Here is a 19168-nt window from a genome sequence, read left to right on the forward strand (position 1 = left end):
GGGCAGCGGAACAGCTGCCCTGATAATCGGAACTCGATGCCTCGAGTACAAACGATAATAAGGGTCAAATAACAATAATATGCAAATAGTAATGATTGATATTTATAAGGATGGCGCTTAAGCTGCGTTGGGAACAATCCCAACTGCACCAAGGAACCCATCATGCAAAAGCTTTTATTGGCCACGCTTTGCACCGGCCTGCTGGCTAGCGCCGCCTATGCCGAGGATCGCCCCGACCACTTCGAAGGCAAGGCCGCCAATACACTGAGCGAAGCCGTGACCAATGTCTCCGAAGCAAACGGTCGGCTGGCCAAGCTGCTCGATCAAGACGAGCTGACCGATAACGACTTCGCTACCATTCACGAGCTGTCCTACACCCTGGAAAACGCGCTGGAAAAGATCGAAGACGAACTCGATAGCATCGCCGAGGATCTGGAAGAAGTGCATCAGGGCTCCGAAACTAATGAACCGGAGCGCGTGCGCACTCATGGCGCCGCCTATCTCGAGGCAGCGCGGACGCTAACAAAGTAATACATCAGCAGGGCTCCCACTCGATCAGTGCCCAGCGTAATGGGGCACCTCCCTCGGCGGCGCGCTGGGGATCAAAGTTGTACCAGGCCCTGAGTCGCGAGGTCTCGTCGTCGTTCAGCTCGCCCAGCGACCAGCTTACACGCTGGGCGAATTCGTCGAAATCCTGGGTGCCGGCCAGACGGCTGGGCACCTCGATATAGCTTAGTCGTGGGTGAATACCCTGGGTATGGAGCAGGTTGACGGTGTAGATATAGTCGGGAACGGAGGTTCGTTGACGCCCCAGCAGCGCGATGAGCCCGGCATCGAGGAAATCGCCGCCCACCAGCTGGGTCATGTAGACCCGTCGGCGGGCATGGGCATTGAGCTTGGCGAGAGCGTCGGCCAGGTCGGCCACCATGCCGGAGCGCGAGGCCACCACGATGTCGCATACCGGCACGTCGCGCCAGTCATCTTCCCAGGCACGCAGTAGTGGCGTGACATTGTCGAGACCGAGACGCTTGGCATTGTGCTCCAGCTGTTCAAGCATTCCCGGACTGTAATCCATGCCGATGACCTGTTCGAGCCGGTCGGCCAGCAGCAGGGCGATGGTGCCTGGGCCGCAGCCCACGTCCAGCAGGCTGCGACTGCCAGTCAAGTCCATTCGCGAGATAAAGGTCTCGGCGTAGGCGCCGCCAAGTGGCTTGCGTCCCAGCGACTCTGCTCGAGCGTCCCAATCACTGGCAGGCTTGGGCCGGCGCTCCGATTGCGCCATGTGTTGGCGATAGAGGGTAGCGAAATCGATGTCGTCAATGGTCATGGCTAGCCGTTGATCATGTATTTATTCATTGGTTGCCTCATCAGTCGCTTGTAATACCGGCGCGCTGTAGGTCGGCGTGTCGGCGAAGGGCGGCGGCGGATTCCACTGCTGCAACCCGTAGAAGACCCCAAAAATCATGACGACGATCAGCAGCACCCAGATCCAGGTGGGAGTCGGCGCCGGGGTCTCCGCCCGGGAGGGCTCCCAGTACGTTTCACCAGCACCGCCATAGGAGTTGACCAGAATCGGAATCCTGCCTTCCAGTACATCGTTATTACTGAGGCCGTTGATGGCGATACCGGGACCGTTACGCACGTTGAAGGCGATGTGTCTGACCCCTTTTTGACCGCTAGCGTCGTAGGCCTCGATGCGCAGGGTATGCGGTCCATCCTCGAGGACCGTAGTATCCAGTTGGAAACGCACCGGGGAGCGATGGCTGATAATGGGCTCCACGCCGTCATCGAGGAAAATATCGGTGCGTGTCTGATCCCGAGAGCTCTGATTGAAAGTATTATGATCGTTCATGGCCTGTCCCCATCCTCATCGTTCAGGATGCGACGCTTGATATGCCGGTCCTGCCGTTCGCCGGGTTTTACAAAGCACTTGATACAGTAGATCGTGACCAGCAGCACGATGATGCCACCACCAACAACCAGCAGCTTGTCCACCAGTCCGATTTGATCGACGAACTTAGCGGCCTGAGCCCGTGACGGCAGCAGGCTGGTTGTCATCAGCATGACAAGAAGTGCGCCGCGCATCATTCTCCTCCTGCCTCGCGTCGATCGGTGACATCCTCCGCCGTCACCGTGGGCGCGTCGTTGCCCCAACTGGTACGTTCGTGATTGACGATGGCGGCAATCTGGCCATCGTCGAGCTGATCGGCGAAGCCGGGCATTGGCGAGGCGTACTTGGTGCCGTCGATGGTCCTGCCCTGCGCGCCGTGCAGGATAGTATCGATGTGTTCGCCGGGATCCTCCGCCAGCACCACCGTATCTCCCGCCAAGGGCGGGAAAGTGCCTGGCAGGCCTTGACCGTTGGCCTGATGACAGCTGGCGCAGCTATTGGCGTAAAGCGTTGCGCCCTTGGCGTCGGCTTTCTTTTCACCTCCCTCCGCCGAGGCGTCGCTGTCCTGGCTCGTTTCGGCTGACGCGGTTTGAGTCGTGCCGCCAGCGCCTTCGATGGGAACCTGGCGCAGGGCAAGCAGATAGGCCACCAGCGCCTGGCCTTGCTGGGTGGGCACGACCTTGCCGCCTTCCGGCGCATAGGCTTCGGGAATGGTCACCACCGGCGCGTCGCCTTCGGCACCGGTGGCCGGTTCGAAGAGCCAGGGGTAGGCCGGCATGATCGATTCCTTGACCACCGAACGGGGGTTGTAGAGGTGCAAGTATTGCCAGGTTTCGCTGGATTGCCGAGCGCCGATATTGGAAAGATCCGGGCCGGTACGCGCGCTGCCCAGCACTGCCGGCGAGTAGGGGCGCCAGACATCCATGGGACCGAGCAGGGCATAGTCCGCCGCGGCAGTGGGCCGTCCCCAGGGACTATCCATGGGCAGTGGCCGCACCTGCTGGGTATGGCAGGCCACGCAACCTTCGGCGATATACACCTCGAGCCCCTGCTGCTCGATATCCGACAACGGCTCGGCTTCGGGCAGCGGTTCGGTATTGCGCTGCATCCACTGGGCCGGAAGGATGGCGATGATAAAGGCGAGGCCGATGAAGCCGAAGAAGATCGTGCCCAGCAGTAGCCAATGGTTGCGATGGAAGTTCATGCCATTGCCTCCTGCGCCGCCTGCTCCTGTGGTAGATCATGGTGAGCCGGGCGCATGCACCAGAGGTTGTAGGCGAAGATCAGGTGCGACAGGAACATCAGGCCGCCCCCTAGGGCGCGCCATAGCCAGAAGGGTGCCATCATCGTCACCGACTCGATGAAGGCGTCGCCGGCCATCCAACTCATGCCTTGCAGCGTACCGCCGATCATCAGGGCGATGGTGTAGATGGCGACCCCGACGAAGGCAAACCAGAAGTGCACACCGGCCAGAAAATGCGACGGCTCACGCCCCGTCAGACGCGGCACGAGGCCGTAGATGCCGCCCCAGATCAAAAAGACGACGAAGCCGTACATGGTCAGATGCGAGTGGGCGACGGTGAAGTTGGTGAAGTGCCAGACCCGGTTCAGGCTACGAAACGCCTCGAAGGTGCCCTGCAGGGAGAACAGGAAGTAAGCGATCACCCCGACCAGGATGAAGGGCAGGCTATAGCTGCGCGCCACGGTATGGAAGCTGCCCTTCATGGTCATCAGGAAATTGCCGGTGCCCGCGGCGAGGGTGACGATCATGCCTACGCTGAAGATGATCGCCACGGTCTGCAGCCACCAGGGAGTCGGCGCGAAAATGAAGTGATGGGCGCCGATCATGCTGTAGAAGACCATCTGGGTCCAGAATGCCAGCACGCCCAGGGAATAGGAGTAGATCGGCTTGTTGAGCAGTTTCGGCAGGAAATAGTAGGTCAGCCCCAACACCATGGGCGTGAACCACATGCCCACGCCCATGTGCATGTAGAAGCCCTGGATCACGGTCTCGCTGATGCCGGTTTGCTGATAGACAGGTACGTAGGCGATCACCATCAACGCCACCGTCCACAGAAAGCCGCCCATGATGTACCAGTTGGAGATGTAGATTTCCTCGATGGCGCGACCGACGATGGTGCGAATCATGTTGTAGGTCACCAGTATCACGCCCAGCGCAAAGACCCCCTGCACCGGCCAGATGTATTCGCGATACTCCTGACCACCGTTGTTGACACCGGCCATCAATAGCAGATCGCCGACCAGCACGGCGGCGTTGATCAGGCCCAGGCTCACCCAGGCCAGCGGCAGGCTGTGCAGACGCCGACGGCTGGTCTTGGGCACCACATAGAGGGCCAACGCGATCATGGCCAGGGAGGCCCAGCCCCAGAACACGGTATTGGTGTGCACCGGGCGCAAGCGGCCATAGGACAGCCAGGCGATATGGTCGATATCGGGGGTGGCGAACTTGAGTCCCAGATAGGCGCCGATCAGGGTTCCCACCAGCAGCCAGAAGGTCGCGCTACCCAGATAGACATAGATGAGGCGGGTCGAGGCCGTATCCCGATCCGCGGCGACCTCGACCGCCGCCTTGGTGACGATCGCGGAGCGACTCGCTGGCAGTAAGGAGGCAGGATTTACCATCTGACACACCTCGCTAAAACGGTGATAAGAGGTTTTTTAAATGCTTCTTTATGGACCCATCTTGATATCCAGATGCGTAACGCTATAACGCCGTCCCTGGCGCTCCTGCTTAGTCGTTTTTCCAGTAATCGTTGGCCGCGGCTACGGTCTGAAAGTGGAGGGCGATCACCTGCGAGGCGGCGATCAGGCTATCCGGATCATGCGCATAGGCACCACGCAGCGCCTTGCGTACGCTGGTGTCCGGCTGGGTAGTGCCGACGCCTTTTTGGGAAAGCGTTACCGCCAGAGCAAAGCCTTCCTGAGGCGTGTCGGTGATCAGACTCGGCAGCCAGACGTCGCTGCCTTTACTCTGCTCCATTTCCTCTTCGGCCAGTGCCGAGCTCCCCAGGCCCAGGCAGAAAAATATCGTCATTAGAACAGCCGATGGCATCTTGCCGTTTTTCCTCATGGATAAAACAGGCCGTACTAGTCTGGTCATGGATCTCGCTCCTCTTTTATAAAGTATTTTTTATGCATGTTTAAAGATAGCAGTAGATACACAAGACGCAAGTTGGTTCATGCACCATCAGCGGTTCATGGCACGGAGTCACTTCATTGAATTGGATTGGGCCTCGATATCGTTACGCCTTCGATGCCAAGCGAGCGCTACATCGCGAGCCTGCTGTAGCCCTCTGCAGTACGTCAGCATTCCGCGAGTCTTGCGAATGCCCGCACGGCGCAGCTTGACGATGATCCTCGCCGGCAATCCCACCAGAATCAGTGCGATACCATCGCGCTGCATCTCGTCGATCAGGGAGCGAAGGGCCACGATGGCGGTGCCATCCATACTAGGCACACCGTGCATGTTGATGATGATGATCTGGACCTTGGGATCTACTAAATGCAACGAGGTGAGGGCTTTTTCGGCGGCCCCGAAGAACAAGGGGCCGTTGATGTCGTAGACCGCTACTTTGGCAGGCAGCCCATGGATGGTCGGATGATTATCGGTATCAATCCGGTCGGTCCGCGTCAGCAGCGCCATGCGTCGAATGAACAACGCCGCCGCCAGCCCGATCCCCACGGCCACCGCCAGCACCATGTCGAAAAACACCGTGAGACCAAAGCAGATGACCAGGATGGCCACGTCACCCGGAGGGGCGGAGCGCAGTGTGTGCACAAAGTGCCGGGCCTCACTCATGTTCCAGGCGATGATGAACAGCAGCGCCGCAAGGGCGGCCATCGGCACCAGGCCCAGGAGACCCGCGAGCGCAACCACCGCCAATAGCACCACCAGCGCATGAATCACTGCCGCGATGGGTGACCGGGCACCGCTGCGGATGTTGGTCGCGGTGCGTGCCAGGGCGGCGGTGGCGGTAATGCCGCCGAAAAGCGGAGCAACGATATTGCCGATTCCCTGGCCGATCAACTCGGCATTGGGGTCATGCTTGGTCTTGGTCAATCCGTCCGCGACCACTGCGCACAGCAACGACTCGATGGCGCCCAGCATGGCGATCGCCAGGGCGGGCCCGAGCAGGGCCCGCACTAGATCAAAGCTCAACTCAATAGGCTCACCGTCAGGCCCGGGCAATAGCCAGGGCACTGTGAATGTCGGTGCAATCGGGGGAATGCCATTTCCTGTTTCGCCATTGATCTCCCAGGTGAAGCGTGAGGCCACCGTTTCCACCTCGGCTCCCATGCCACCGAGCCACTGATTGACGCCATAAGCCGCAATGGCCCCGACGACAAGACCCACCAGGGGAGCGGGAACCGGGAGTTGCAGGCGTGGCCAGAGCAGCATGACGATCAAGGTGAGCGCGCCGATACCCAATTCGAAGGGATTGAGAGTGGGGAGTGCGGTGAAGATCCTGCCCAGGTTTTCGACGAAATGCTCGCCGAGATTGTCCACGGTCAGCCCCAGGAAGTCGGGGATCTGCAATACCGCGATGACCACCGCGATACCGGCCGTGAAGCCCAGCACCACCGGATAAGGCACAAATTCGATGAGTCGTCCCATGCGCGCGATGCCCATGGCCACCAGGATGACCCCGGCCATCATGGAGGCAATCAGCAATCCGCCCAGGCCGTATTGGGCAACGATGGGAAAGAGTATGGCCACGAAGGCCGCCGTCGGACCGGAGACGTTGAAGCGTGCTCCCCCGGTCAGCGCAATGAAGATGCCGGCAACGATTGCCGTATAGAGCCCGTGCTGGGGAGGCACACCCGTGGCGATGGCCAAGGCCATCGACAGCGGTACGGCCAGAATGCCAATGGTCAGGCCCGCCATCGCATCCTTGCGAAGATCGTCCAGCCCGTAGCCTTCTCGCCAGGCGGAACGCAGACCGGTAGCGATACCGGGAAGTTTCAAGGACAAGGGGTTGTATGACATTCAGCGAATCCTTGCTGTGGACGTTGCCCCTTATCCTATCAGGTCACGTTGATGTACTGCCTTAGGCTCACGTCAAGGAATCCGTATCAAGAAGCCTGACAAAGCGGGCAATAGATCGCGCGCTCCTCCTCGCTCAACCATAGGCCGGTATGGTTGGTGCCAATGCGCTCACGCAATGCTTGAAACTCCTTGTCTTCTTCTGCGTCCGTCAAGGGGTCCTCAGCACCACCGAGTTCCTGCCAGTCCTCGATGGTCAGCCATTGCGCGAGCTGAGGAAAGATTCGGGTTTCCTCACAGCGAAGGTGAGCGTGATAGAGCTCACTGTATGCCTGGGCCAGGTTCAAGGTATTCAAATCGAGTTCGGGATCGGCATCCCCCTCGGAGATGGCGCGGAAAGTCTCGTAAAGCTCTCGTCCGTAGATGGCCATACGCCGGTGCTGCTCATGGAGAATGGTCAAGCTGGCTTCGTCGTCTGGATGGCGTTCGGCCAAGCGCTCGAACAACCGGTCTTCGAAAGGATGATGAAGTCGATCCGGATGATGGTTCATGTAGTGAAAGATATCGCGTAGCAGTGCGAAATCGGGGGTATCGCCACATTGCGCACCATGCAACTGGCGCTCGGCAATGCAAAGTAGCCCGTCGTAGTGGTGATGATCATCGTGCAGGCGCTTCAGGATGGCAGTGGACATGATCGCCTCCCGCTCAGGGTGGTGGTGTTTGCCATTGGCAGTGGCACCAGGGTTGACGACATTACCTCGGCTATCCTTATTCCTATCCGAGGCCGAGGCAGACCGACTCTCTGTGATCCGCAGTGATCGTCCATTTTCACGCTTTAAGATGCCTCAATAATGAATCTTAGCTTTTCCTCCATTTTTTGCCAGTGCCGAATACAATAGGGCGCAGGCCCATGGATAGACTCAAATACCGTGTTTAAGCAACATGACCTTGATATGGCCAATAGCCTTCATCGGGTTGAGTCCTTTAGGACAGACCCAGGTGCAGTTGCCAATCTCACGGCAACGAAAGACGCTGAAGGGATCTTCCAGATGCGACAGGCGCTCCACGGTGGCGGTGTCACGGCTATCGATCAGGAAACGGTACGCCTGAATGAGGCCCGCCGGGCCAATGTACTTGTCCGGGTTCCACCACCAGGAAGGGCAGGCCGAACTGCAGCAGGCGCACAAGATGCACTCGTAGAGACCGTCGAGTTTTTCCCTGTCGCCAGGACTCTGCAGCCGCTCGATGGTCGGAGGCGTGTCATCGTTGATAAGATAAGGACGAATCTTCTCGAACTGGCGAAAGAACTGGGTCTGATCCACCACCAGGTCGCGAATGATCGGCATTCCCGATAAAGGTCGCAAGATCAAGGTATTGCGGCTGTCGATGACATCCGAAACCGGTGTGATACAGGCAAGCCCGTTCTTGCCGTTGATGTTCATGCCATCCGAACCACATACCCCCTCACGGCAAGAGCGTCGGTAGGTGATATCGGTGTCTCGCTGCTTCAGATGCTCCAGTACATCCAGCACCATGGTCTGGCGATACTTGTCGTCGATCTCGATGGTGTCCATATAGGGTTCATCGTCGATCTCGGGGTGATAGCGAAACAACTGAACCGTGATCATCGACTTTCCTCCTGGGCGATAGAGTAGACTCATCGTTAGCAGGTAAACGACCTGCGACACAATGTCGGGTAGACAATCTCGACTATGTCTCAGGTATAATAAGAAGCATATAAAAAGCATCATTAAATGCAACTTAACCCTGAGGATTTTCATGCTGACTCATGACCAAGAGCAATTGATCGACGCTACCGCACCGCTGGTGGCGGAACATCTCGAGACGATTACCCAGCGTTTTTACCCGCTGATGTTTGAGCGCTACCCTGAAGTGACACCGCTGTTCAATCAGGCCCACCAGGCGGATGGCGGCCAGCCCCGAGTGTTGGCAGGAGCCGTGCTTGCCTATGTGCAGCTGCGCAAGGAGCCCGAAAAGGTCAAGGAAACCTTGGCCACGGTAGTGGAAAAGCACGTCTCACTGGATATCCAACCCGAGCAATACCCTATCGTCGGCGAATGCCTGCTGGCGGCGGTAGCCGAGGTGCTGGGCGATGCGGTAACACCGGAGATCGCCGCTGCCTGGACGGCGCTTTACAATGAGCTGGCGGAATTGCTGATCGAGCAGGAAGCCCAGCGTTATCGCGAGTTCGCCGATCGTAAAGGCGGCTGGCGTGGCAAGCGTGCCTTCCGCATCGTCGAGAAGACGCCGGAAAGCTCGGTCATCACGTCCTTCGTGCTGGCCCCGGAAGATGAGGGGGCAGTGGCGAACTATCAGCCGGGACAGTTCATCGGGGTGCGTCTAGTTATCGACGGCGAGCCGGTCTATCGCCATTACAGTCTGTCCGGCTTTCCCAACGGCAAGACCTACCGGCTTTCGATCAAGCGCGAGCTCCAAGGCCAGGCGAGTCGCCACTTTCACGACACCCTGCAGGTTGGCGATACTCTGGAACTTCTGCCACCCGCCGGCGAGCTGGTGCTCGATGAAAGCCAGTCCCCGGTAATGCTGCTCAGTGGTGGCGTGGGCCAGACACCGATGCTGCCCCTGGCACGCCGTGCCCTGGAGCAGGGGCGCCAGGTGATTTACATGCATGCCGCTCAGGAGCGCGACCAGCATGCCTTCGCCAGCGAACTGAAGTCGCTTGAAGACAACTATCCGCAGCAGTTGACCAGCATTACCCTCTACGAGCGAGGGAGCGAAGACGACAAGCTGGCGCGTATCGGTCGCATCAACCGCGAGTTGATTGCCCGCTACCTGCCCCAAGGCGCGGTGGAGTGCTACTTCGTGGGGCCTCAAGGCTTTATGACCGCAGTGAATCAAGCCCTGGACGCCTTGAATATCGCTCCTGAGCATCGTCATTACGAGCATTTTGGCCCGTCTCGTTCGTTGAACGCTGCTTGATCCTTACGATCATCCCTGTTTCTGGCCCGCCTCGGCGGGCCTTTTGGTGTTGGGGTGCGAGACGGTATGCTAGGTGCCCATGACTTGCCAGGATGCAGCTAAAACCGAATGAAAACCCCGAAACGTTTGCAACCGTTACTCGATGACGGCTTCATCGACGAAGTGTTACGTCCCTTGATGAGCGGCAAGGAGGCTGCGGTATACGTGGTGCTAGCCCAGGGGGAAACACGCTGTGCCAAGGTCTACAAGGAAGCCAGCAAACGCAGCTTTCACAATCAGGCCGAGTACCAGGAAGGGCGCAAGGTGCGTAACAGTCGCCAGGCCCGGGCCATGCAAAAACGCACGCGTTTTGGCCGCCGTGAACAGGAAGAAGCCTGGCAGAATGCCGAAGTCGATGCGCTCTACCGCTTGGCCTCGGCAGGAGTGCGAGTGCCCAAGCCGCACGGTTTCGTCGACGGCGTGCTGTTGATGGATCTGATCGTCGATGCCAACGGGGATGTTGCGCCGCGTCTCAACGATGTTGAACTCACCGCCGCCGAGGCGCGGGATTATCATCAGGTGATGATGCGCGAGATCGTCCGGATGCTGAGCGCCGGTCTGATTCACGGGGATCTATCGGAATACAACGTGCTCCTGGGGCCGGAAGGGCCGATCATCATCGACCTGCCTCAAGCCGTCGACGCGGCGGCCAACAATAGCGCCGAGCGCATGCTGACTCGGGACGTCGACAACATGACGCGCTATTTCGGACGCTTCGCCCCGGAATTGTTGTCCATCGATTATGCCGGCGAGATCTGGTCATTGTTCCAGCTAGGCAACCTCAATCCCGACGTACCTTTGACGGGCACCTTCAAGCGTAGTGAAAAGAGCGCCGACCTGGACGGCGTACTGCGCGAAATAAATGCTGCGTTGGAGGAGAACGCTGCTAGGGAAGGTGGTGATGAGAAGGAGCAGGATGATCCCGAGGATGAGTGGAACGAGCGCTGAATTTAAGGAGGCTGACTAAGCGCGTCATGGCTCCAGAATCCTGATTTCACGGTTCCAGCGTGCGATGAAGGCGTCGCGTCGCAAGGGGTCGACGAAGGCCAGCAATGAGGCATTGATGGGAATCGGATAGAGTCGCTCGCCGACCTGATCACGGAGTCGCTGGGCGGTATAAGGACCCACGACGTCGGGTAGTACGCTGAAAAGCGGCGTACTGCCGGCCAACAGACGTTGACCGTCGACGCCGAGCAGGAAATTCATGAACGATCGGGCAGCCCCGGGGTGGGATGCATCGCGATGGATGAAGGCCATGCGCATCATGACCAAGGCGTAATCCTGAGGTACTTGAACGATCAGCTGAGGATGTGTCTGCGCCCACTGCATGGCATAGGAGCCCAGCAGATTGTAACCCACCCAGTACTTTCCTCCACTTAGACCCTCGAGCATGGCGCGAGTACTCTCTTCGAGTTCGACCTCCGCCGCACCCAGGGCAGCGACCAGATCCCAGAAGCGCGGCGAATAACGGGCATCTTGTTGAAACAGGGTGTAGCCGACCCCGCTGCGAGAGGGGGAGTAGGTCGTCACCTTGCCGCGCAGCATGTCCTGGCGGGTGATGAGTAGCCGATGCAGGGCGGCGTGGGTGGTGGGTGGCAACATGTGCCGGGCCAGCTCGAGCCGGTAGACGGTGACGATGGGTTCGAAGGTGAAGCCGAAGACTTCGTTGCGCCATTTGGCCCAGGCAGGCCAGCGACGGGATTCGTCGCTTTCCAAGGGCTGGGCCAGGCCGTCATTGACCAGGTTCATCTGCCAGGGCATGGCGGAGCTGATGACCACATCTGGTGCTGGCTGCATCTGCCGGGCATGACGATCCACCTCCAGGGTGGATCGATCACGATAGTCCAGTTCGATTTCCGGATGCGCGCGAGTGAAGGCTTCGAGTAAAGGCTCGACGACGGGCCGATCCAGGGCGGCCTCGATCACCAGGGGGGTCTTGGCCAAGGCCGGGGTTGGCAGTAGCAGCAGTAGCATGAAAGTGAATCGCCGCGCATGCCGTAATCGAGTCATATCATTCTTCTTTAAAGGGTTCTTCGCTCGACGGCACCAAAGGCAAACGTACATCGATACGCAGGCCATGGGATGGTGCGTTGTGTATCTCCAGCACGCCGTCGTGGCGTTTCACGATGGATTCGACGATGGCCAGACCCAGCCCCGAGCCTTGGGTGTCCTGACGGCCGCCTCGTTCGAAGGGTTGATGGAGCCGCCCAAGCAGTTCCTCGTTCACGCCAGGCCCATCGTCTTCGATGAACAAAACCGCTTCGTTGATATGACGCTCCAGACCCAGAGTAATGGTGCTGCCAGGTGGGGTGTAGCGCAGGGCATTATCAATCAGGTTGTTGATCAGTTCCTTGAGTGTCCAGAGTTCGCCTTCGATGAATACCGGCGCCGGAGAAGGGGCCAGGCCCAGGTCATGGTGCCTGGCTGCTTCACGCTCCACCCACTCCAGGACGGTCTCGCGCACTGTCGTTGCCAGGTCGAGGGGGGCCAGACGCTCCTGAGTGGCGTGGCGCAGCCGAGCCAGGCTCAATAGTTGACCTGCCAGGCGGCTGGTGCGCGCTGCGCTGCGCTGGATCGTCTCCAGGGCGTGTCGCCACTCCTGAGGTCGAGAGCTTTGCAACGCCAGTTCGCTGGTGTTTTGCAGACCGGCCAGCGGGGTCTTGAGCTGGTGGCTGGCGTCGGCGGTGAAGCGCAACAGGGCCTCGCGTCCTTCGCGCTGGCGAGCGAACAGCGCATTGAGCGTTTCCGCCAGGTCGTACAGCTCCCGCGGCACCCGGGCATGCAGCGGTCGCATGTCGTCGGCATCGCGTTGGCGTAAGCGTCGGCGCAGGCGACGTATCGGGCCGAGTGCGGTATGGATGGCCAGGGACATCAACAGACCTGCCAAGAGCACCATGACGAGAAAGCGCGTCAACGAATGGACGAACAGTTCGTTGGCTAAAACGCGACGGCCCGACAGAGTATGGCCGACCCATATCTGCACCGGCTCCTGGGTTTCCCAGCCCGGCGTGTCGAGCTCCTGGCCATGCAGGCGTATCCGGGTCTCGGCATGCGGCACGGTTCGCCATACGGGGCCATCGTGGACTGCTCGTTGCCAGCTCGCCTCGATCGTGTCCCCCAGATTGCCGGTCACCTCGCGCCCCGCTGCATCGATGATCGCATAGAAGATCCGTTCCTCGTGATCAGTCGCCAGTATCTGAAAGGCTGCCGCCGGCATCTCCACGATCGGCTGGCCATCCTGCCACTGGATGGCTTCGGTGATGGTCAGGCTGGCGGCTTCCAGTTGGCTGTCATAGGCACGATTCGCCGCCCGCTTGGCGCTGGTATAGGCCTCGATCAGCAACAGACCGCCCAGTCCGCTCACCGTGATGAGTAGCCAGATGATCAGACGGCGCTTCAGGCTGCCGTCGACCGTGATCATGGCGCTTCTTCCTCGAGACGGTAGCCCAGACCGCGCAGAGTACGGATGCGCAGACCGCTGCCCTGGAAACGCTTGCGCAAGCGACTGATATAGACCTCCAGGGCATTGGGGCCGACCTCGCCGAACCCGAACAAGCGATCGATCAACATTTCTCGAGGCACAACGCGTCCGGCGTGCAGCAGGAGCCCTTCGAGAAGCACCAACTCGCGGCGCGGCAGATCGAGTGGAACGCCCTCGAGAGATGCCTCGCCGGAGGCCGGATCGAAGCACAGACCAGCAAAGCGCAAACGATTGTCGGTGCGTCGTTGACTGCGGCGTAGCAGGGCGCGAACTCGGGCCTCGAGCTCGGCCAGGGAGAACGGCTTGGCCAGATAATCGTCGGCGCCAAGATCGAGTCCTTTCACGCGCTCCTCGACACCGTCCCGAGCGGTCAGGATCAGCACCGGTATGGCGTCGCCGGCATCGCGCAGTTCCTTGAGAAGCAACAGGCCGTTGCCATCGGGTAAGCCAAGATCGAGCAGCAGCAGATCGAAGCGGCTATGGGCGAGGGCCGAGCGTGCCTGGTTCAGCGTCGTGAACGCCTCGACGATATTTCCCAAGGGAGCGAGCCCCTTGGTCAGGGTCTGGGCGATCAGCGGATCATCTTCGACGATAAGCAGGCGCATTGGACCAAAGTCTCACGGGGAAAGCGCAGGGATGACAGGTTGATGAAAGGTTCGACTCATAGCATCTGGGATGTCATTGGTATCGATGACGCCAGGGATGGGTATCCTGGCACTTTATAGAACAACGAAACAGGAGTCCGCCATGAAATTCAACACGACATTGCGCCACTGGCCCATGCTGCTCACTCTGGGAGGTGCATTGCTGGCAGGTACCGCTCAGGCACAATCAGGCGCCACCGAATGCATCGCGCCGGCCAAGCCGGGAGGCGGTTATGACCTGACCTGCCGTCTCGCCGCCAATGGTCTGCAGGAAACCGGACTGATCGACAAACCCATGATGGTCAGCTACATGCCCGGGGGTATCGGCGCCGTGGCCTACAATCATGTCAACGGCGTGCGTAGCGACGACCCCAATCTGATCGTTGCCGCCAGTACCGGTGCGGCCGTCAATCTGGCCTTGGGCAAGTTCGGTCAGTACGACGCCGACGAGGTACGCTGGCTGGGCGCCCTGGGCGCCGACTACGGTGCCATCGTCGTCAAGGCCGATGCGCCCTGGCAGAACCTTGAAGAACTCATGAAGGATTTGCAGACCCAGCCGGGCGAAATCGTCTTCGGTGCCGGCGGTACCGTGGGTAGCCAGGACTGGATGAAGGCAGCGCTGACCGCCAAGGCGGCGGATATCTCACCCCGCGACCTGCGCTACGTGGCCTTCGAGGGCGGTGGCGAGTCTCTGGCGGCATTGCTTGGTGGTCACATCCAGGTGTTCACCGGTGATCTCTCGGAACTGAAATCGCAGCTAGAAAGCGGCAAGATCCGCGTGCTGGCAGCACTCTCCGAGGAACGCATGGGCGGCCCCTATACCGATATCCCCACCGCCGCGGAGCAGGGTTATGACGTGCAGTGGCCGATCTGGCGCGGCTATTACATGGGGCCCGAGGTCAGCGACGAGGATTACAAGTCCTGGGTCGATACATTGAAGACGCTTTCCGAAAAAGAGAAATTCGCCGAGCTGCGAGAGGCCCGTGGCTTGTTCCCGATGGCGCGTTTCGGGGATGACTTCGACAGCTACGTCAAGGATCAGGTCGTCCAGTTCAAGCAGCTTGCAGAAGAAGTGGGTCTGACCCAATGACTCTCCACAAAGGTCAGGCCGCCGACCGCATCCTGGGAATCGTGTTGATCGGTCTGGCGGCGTTTGCCGCCATACATGCCTTGAACCTGCATGTTCCCTTCAGCTATGAGCCCGTGGGCCCCAAGGCGTTTCCCTTGGGGCTCTCGGTCCTGCTGGCGTTGTTGTCCCTGGTGCTGGTGTTCCGGCCCGGGGAGAACGGTCACTGGCCCGACAAGGCGCTGTCGCTCAAGCTCCTGGCAGTGCTGGGCGTGCTGCTGGTCTATGCGCTGCTGTTCACCCGGCTGGGTTTCTTGATCACGACATGCTTCACCGTGCTGGCCCTGGCTCGGCTATTCGAGGCCAGTTGGCTCAAGGCAGCGATGGCCGGGGTCCTGATGACCCTGGGCAGCTACTACCTGTTCACTCAGGGCCTGGGTATCGCCTTGCCCTACGGGCGCTGGCTACCCGCTGTCGGCTGAGGTATCACCTATGTTCGACTTTCTGATTCAAGGCTTCGGAGTGGCGCTGACGCCGCTCAATCTCGGTCTGGCCTTCCTCGGCGCCTTGCTGGGCACGCTGTTCGGCGCCCTGCCGGGCATCGGCCCGATCAACGGCATCGCCATTCTCATGCCGCTGGCCTACACTCTGGGGCTGCCGGCGGAGTCGGCGCTGATTCTATTGGCCGGGGTATACACCGGGGCCGAATACGGTGGCCGAATGTCGAGCATCCTGCTCAACGTACCCGGCGACGCCGGTGCCGTCATGACCACTCTCGACGGCCATCCGCTGGCCAAGAAGGGCCTGGCTGGACCGGCGTTGGGACTGTCCGCGGTCAGCTCCTTCGTCGGGGCGACCATTGCCATTCTCGGCCTGACGCTGTTCGCGCCGCTGCTGGCTGAGGTCGCTGTGAAGTTCGGCCCCGCCGAGTTCTTCGGGCTCATGGTCTTCGCTTTCGCGTCCATGTCGGTGATGATGGGCAAGGATCCCATCAAGACCGCTATCGGCGCTGTGCTCGGCGTCATGATCGCCATGGTAGGCGTGGATTCCGGCACCGGGGTTCTGCGCTACACCTTTGGTTTGCCCGAGCTTTATGACGGGATCGATTTCGTGGTCATGATCATTGGACTGTTCGCCATCAGTGAGATTTTGCTGATGCTGGAGCATGCCAACCGATCTGATGTCGATGAAGGCATGCCACCGCTCGGGCGAGTGATGGTCAGTGTGAAAGAGCTTCTGTTTTGCAAGTGGGCCATGCTGCGTTCGGCGGTGATCGGTTTCATCATCGGGGTGCTGCCCGGTACCGGAGCGTCCGTGGCCGGCGCCGTTGCCTACACCACGGAGAAGCGTCTCTCCGACAAGGAGGGCACCTTCGGCACCGGCGACATGCGCGGTTTGGCGGCACCGGAGGCGGCCAATAATGCGGCGGCGGCGGGTTCTTTCGTGCCCATGCTGACCCTGGGGATTCCCGGTTCGGGCACCACCGCGGTGTTGCTGGGCGCCCTGATGCTCTACAACATCACTCCGGGACCGATGATGTTCACCGAGCGCCCCGAGGTGGCCGGTGGTCTGATTGCCTCGCTCTATATCGGCAACATCGTGCTATTGGCCCTTAATCTACCACTGGCGGGGGTGTTCGCGCGGGTGTTGACCATTCCGCGCTGGGTGCTGGTGCCGGGTATCGCCATCCTGGCCTTCGTCGGCGTCTATCAGCTGCATTCCGATCTCATGGCCATCTACCTGATGCTGATCATCGGCGTGTTCGGCTATCTGCTGCGCAAGCTCGGCTTCTCCCTGGCGCCGGTGATCCTGGGCTACGTGCTGGGCGGGCTGATGGAGGACAACCTGCGCCGGGCGCTGTCGATCAGCGGTGGCGATCTGGGAATTCTCTGGCAGTCGGGCATTTCTCTGGGCTTGTGGATCGCCGCGGCGCTCTTGCTGACGCTGCCCTGGCTGCTACCCAAGCTGCTATCGGACAAGTCGGCGGGCAAGGCTTGAACAGCAACGTTGCCAATCACTTGATCGCGACTGGAAAGTTTCTGCCTACCCTGGCGATCGGCGGGGTAGGTGGCGCTCTTGCCTACTGGCTTCACATACCGTTGCCCTGGCTTCTCGGCGCATTGATCGCGACCACCTTGTGCAGCCTGGCGGGTGCGCAGTTGCGCTCTCCAGGGGCCTCGCGTCAGGCGGTGCTGGTGGTGATCGGTGTCATGCTGGGGTCGGCCTTCACGCCGGACATGAGCGGCGATATTGCCCTGTGGGGCACGAGCCTGGCCATCATGTTGATGGCCACCGCGGTGATGATGGCGCTATCGGTGTGGTTTGGCCATCGCGTTGCCGGGTATTCGATGGATACGGCGATGTACGCGGGGGTGCCCGGTGGCGTCTCGGCGATTACCCTGATGGCGGCGGATTCCCAGGCCGATCTGCGTATTGTGGGATTGACCCATGCGGTACGCATTCTGGTGCTGCTCGTGGCCATCCCGCCGGTGCTGAGCATGTTGGGCCATGTCAACCTGCAGTCCACCAGCACCATGAGCCTGACGCAATGGCTGTCGATGCCTGCGTCTCACGATGCGGTATTGTTGATTGGGGCAGGACTCACCGGTATGTGGCTTGGACGCTTGCTGCATTTGCCGAACCCCTTGCTATTCGGACCGGTACTGCTGTCCGGCGCGCTACATGTAACCGGAGTCACCGAAGCGGAGATTCCTCCCACGATCGTGGCCCTGGCCCAAATCGTTATCGGCGTTTCGGTAGGAGTGCGTTTCGGCGGAACACCGCTGATCGCGGTGGGCTATAACCTTTTGATGGCAGTGCTACAGGCGATCGTACTGTTGATGATCGCCGTGGCAGCCGCCTGGGGTGCGCATGCGCTCACAGGCTATTCCCAAGCCGCGGCTCTGCTGGCCTATATGCCCGGCGGAGCACCTGAACTGAGCCTGGCCGCGCTCTCGTTGGGTATCGATCCAGCCTTCGTGACGTCTCATCATCTCGTGCGCATCACGGTTCTGGTCATGCTGATGCCGCCCTTGCTGACTCTATTCAGGCGTCGGCCGACGTCCTAGAGAGCCATGCTTCCATTCCCTCATGGCTTACGTGCCACGATGACCGCCCGCCGCGGCGCCGGGTGGCCTTCGATGGTGCGCGAGCGGTCTTCGGGATCGAGGAAGTCCGCCAGGGACTGAAAGGTCATCCAGTCGGTGGAGCGTTGCTCATCCAGGCTGGTCACGGCCTCATCGACCACGCGAATCTCCGTGAAGCCACAGCGTTCCATCCAGTGGGCCAGTGCACGAGAGGAGGGCAGGAAGTAGACGTTGGGCATGGCCGCGTAGCGCTCGCCGGGCATGAATACGGTGGTCTCGTCGCCCTCCACCACTAGGGTCTCCAGTACCAGCTCGCCCCCGGGACGCAGAGCGTCTTTTAGCTGCAACAGATGTTCCAGCGGCGAGGCACGATGATAGAGCACGCCCATGGAGAATACCGTATCGAAGAATTCGAGCTTGGCGGGTACATCCTCGATGCCTACCGGCAAGAAGTGGGTGCGACCGCCGTCAGCATCACCAACGAAATGGCGCACCGCCTGAAACTGATAATAGAAGCGCGGTGAGGGGTCGATGACCAGTACGAAGGCGGCTCCCCTGCCTGCCATGCGCCAGGCGTGGTAGCCGTTTCCGCCGCCCACGTCGAGGATCCTGCGCCCTTCCAATGAAGAGAGATGTGGCGCCACGCGCTGCCATTTCCAGTCCGAGCGCCATTCCGTATCGATCTCGATGCCGCCGAGGGAAAACGGTCCCTTGCGCCAGGGCATCAGTTTGCGCAGCAGGTTCTCGCTGCGGCGTCGGTGAGCATCGGAGAGTGCCATCTCGACGCTCACGCACTCCTGGTCGAGATGCACGGTTCGTTCGTCGGGCAACGACGGTAATTTCATCACTGCCTTTTCCCAGGCGGGTAGATCGCCATGGCGCTTGCGGTCGAGACCGCGAGCCAGCTGCTTCGGCAGTCGGGCCAGCCATCTCGTCAGACCCTGCTCGACGAAGGCGTGGTAGAGGGCGCGCTCGGCGTCATCCAACTCTGGCAT

The 19168-nt window shown here is 60.3% G+C and carries 20 protein-coding genes; 7 read left to right on the forward strand and 13 right to left on the reverse strand.

Going from position 1 to position 19168, the window contains the following annotated elements; genetic code table 11:
- Positions 1–162: 162 nt before the first annotated feature.
- A complete protein-coding gene (locus tag ACPF7Z_RS04730; RefSeq protein ID WP_425192030.1) occupies positions 163–531 on the forward strand; it encodes a DUF6746 family protein in 369 nt (122 codons plus the stop codon).
- Between the two features lie 4 nt (positions 532–535).
- On the opposite strand, the gene ACPF7Z_RS04735 is transcribed toward ACPF7Z_RS04730, so the two are convergent.
- From ACPF7Z_RS04735 to ACPF7Z_RS04775, 9 genes are all read right to left on the reverse strand, one after another.
- Positions 536–1327, reverse strand: a complete 792-nt coding sequence (locus tag ACPF7Z_RS04735; RefSeq protein WP_425192031.1) for a methyltransferase domain-containing protein — start codon at positions 1325–1327, stop codon at positions 536–538.
- 21 nt (positions 1328–1348) lie between these two features.
- Positions 1349–1852, reverse strand: a complete 504-nt coding sequence (locus tag ACPF7Z_RS04740) for a hypothetical protein (protein WP_425192032.1) — start codon at positions 1850–1852, stop codon at positions 1349–1351.
- A complete protein-coding gene (locus ACPF7Z_RS04745) occupies positions 1849–2085 on the reverse strand; it encodes a hypothetical protein (RefSeq protein ID WP_425192033.1) in 237 nt (78 codons plus the stop codon). Before ACPF7Z_RS04745 ends, ACPF7Z_RS04740 begins: the two co-directional genes overlap by 4 nt.
- Complete coding sequence (locus ACPF7Z_RS04750) at positions 2085–3095, reverse strand: cbb3-type cytochrome c oxidase subunit II (protein ID WP_425192034.1); 1011 nt, start codon at positions 3093–3095, stop codon at positions 2085–2087. Before ACPF7Z_RS04750 ends, ACPF7Z_RS04745 begins: the two co-directional genes overlap by 1 nt.
- Complete coding sequence (locus tag ACPF7Z_RS04755; protein WP_425192035.1) at positions 3092–4534, reverse strand: cbb3-type cytochrome c oxidase subunit I; 1443 nt, start codon at positions 4532–4534, stop codon at positions 3092–3094. The genes ACPF7Z_RS04750 and ACPF7Z_RS04755 overlap by 4 nt, the downstream gene beginning before the upstream one ends.
- A 109-nt stretch (positions 4535–4643) precedes the next feature.
- Positions 4644–4946: a hexameric tyrosine-coordinated heme protein gene (locus ACPF7Z_RS04760; RefSeq protein WP_425192036.1), complete on the reverse strand. Its 303-nt coding sequence runs from the start codon at positions 4944–4946 to the stop codon at positions 4644–4646.
- A 174-nt stretch (positions 4947–5120) separates the two neighbouring features.
- The gene (gene dauA / locus ACPF7Z_RS04765) at positions 5121–6899 is read right to left on the reverse strand and encodes a C4-dicarboxylic acid transporter DauA (RefSeq protein WP_425192037.1); all 1779 of its coding nucleotides are present in this window, start codon (positions 6897–6899) and stop codon (positions 5121–5123) included.
- Between the two features lie 86 nt (positions 6900–6985).
- Positions 6986–7588 (reverse strand): hemerythrin domain-containing protein, encoded by a 603-nt coding sequence (locus ACPF7Z_RS04770; RefSeq protein ID WP_425192038.1) that lies wholly within the window; start codon positions 7586–7588, stop codon positions 6986–6988.
- 228 nt (positions 7589–7816) lie between these two features.
- On the reverse strand, positions 7817–8521 hold the full coding sequence (locus tag ACPF7Z_RS04775; RefSeq protein WP_425192130.1) for a succinate dehydrogenase iron-sulfur subunit: 705 nt from the start codon (positions 8519–8521) through the stop codon (positions 7817–7819).
- A 154-nt stretch (positions 8522–8675) separates the two neighbouring features.
- On the opposite strand from ACPF7Z_RS04775, the gene hmpA reads away from it, so the two are divergent.
- Together hmpA and ACPF7Z_RS04785 are read left to right on the forward strand one after the other, a co-directional pair.
- A complete protein-coding gene (hmpA, locus tag ACPF7Z_RS04780; RefSeq protein WP_425192039.1) occupies positions 8676–9857 on the forward strand; it encodes an NO-inducible flavohemoprotein in 1182 nt (393 codons plus the stop codon).
- A gap of 108 nt (positions 9858–9965) precedes the next feature.
- Entirely contained in the window at positions 9966–10844 is an 879-nt protein-coding gene (locus ACPF7Z_RS04785; RefSeq protein ID WP_425192040.1) for a PA4780 family RIO1-like protein kinase, read from the forward strand.
- A gap of 24 nt (positions 10845–10868) precedes the next feature.
- Here ACPF7Z_RS04785 and ACPF7Z_RS04790 read toward each other — a convergent pair whose 3' ends face one another.
- From ACPF7Z_RS04790 to ACPF7Z_RS04800, 3 genes are read right to left on the reverse strand one after another with little or no spacing between them, the layout of a single operon-like run.
- Positions 10869–11906, reverse strand: a complete 1038-nt coding sequence (locus tag ACPF7Z_RS04790; RefSeq protein WP_425192041.1) for an ABC transporter substrate-binding protein — start codon at positions 11904–11906, stop codon at positions 10869–10871.
- Position 11907: 1 nt separating this feature from the next.
- Positions 11908–13317 carry a sensor histidine kinase gene (locus ACPF7Z_RS04795; RefSeq protein WP_425192042.1) on the reverse strand — a complete coding sequence of 470 codons (1410 nt, stop codon included), beginning with the start codon at positions 13315–13317 and terminating at the stop codon, positions 11908–11910.
- Positions 13314–13982 (reverse strand): response regulator, encoded by a 669-nt coding sequence (locus ACPF7Z_RS04800; RefSeq protein ID WP_425192043.1) that lies wholly within the window; start codon positions 13980–13982, stop codon positions 13314–13316. Before ACPF7Z_RS04800 ends, ACPF7Z_RS04795 begins: the two co-directional genes overlap by 4 nt.
- A gap of 142 nt (positions 13983–14124) precedes the next feature.
- On the opposite strand from ACPF7Z_RS04800, the gene ACPF7Z_RS04805 reads away from it, so the two are divergent.
- Genes ACPF7Z_RS04805 through ACPF7Z_RS04820 form a run of 4 tightly spaced genes read left to right on the forward strand, consistent with a single transcriptional unit; the run spans position 14125 to position 18155 of the window.
- On the forward strand, positions 14125–15111 hold the full coding sequence (locus ACPF7Z_RS04805) for a Bug family tripartite tricarboxylate transporter substrate binding protein (RefSeq protein ID WP_425192044.1): 987 nt from the start codon (positions 14125–14127) through the stop codon (positions 15109–15111).
- Positions 15108–15569: a tripartite tricarboxylate transporter TctB family protein gene (locus ACPF7Z_RS04810; RefSeq protein WP_425192045.1), complete on the forward strand. Its 462-nt coding sequence runs from the start codon at positions 15108–15110 to the stop codon at positions 15567–15569. The genes ACPF7Z_RS04805 and ACPF7Z_RS04810 overlap by 4 nt, the downstream gene beginning before the upstream one ends.
- Before the next feature lie 10 nt (positions 15570–15579).
- Entirely contained in the window at positions 15580–17085 is a 1506-nt protein-coding gene (locus ACPF7Z_RS04815) for a tripartite tricarboxylate transporter permease (RefSeq protein ID WP_425192046.1), read from the forward strand.
- Positions 17082–18155 carry an AbrB family transcriptional regulator gene (locus ACPF7Z_RS04820; RefSeq protein ID WP_425192047.1) on the forward strand — a complete coding sequence of 358 codons (1074 nt, stop codon included), beginning with the start codon at positions 17082–17084 and terminating at the stop codon, positions 18153–18155. The genes ACPF7Z_RS04815 and ACPF7Z_RS04820 overlap by 4 nt, the downstream gene beginning before the upstream one ends.
- A gap of 20 nt (positions 18156–18175) precedes the next feature.
- Here ACPF7Z_RS04820 and cmoB read toward each other — a convergent pair whose 3' ends face one another.
- Positions 18176–19168 (reverse strand): tRNA 5-methoxyuridine(34)/uridine 5-oxyacetic acid(34) synthase CmoB, encoded by a 993-nt coding sequence (gene cmoB / locus ACPF7Z_RS04825; RefSeq protein ID WP_425192048.1) that lies wholly within the window; start codon positions 19166–19168, stop codon positions 18176–18178.

Origin of the sequence: Halomonas sp. GXIMD04776, assembly GCF_049808615.1 — a bacterium.
Lineage (GTDB): Bacteria > Pseudomonadota > Gammaproteobacteria > Pseudomonadales > Halomonadaceae > Modicisalibacter.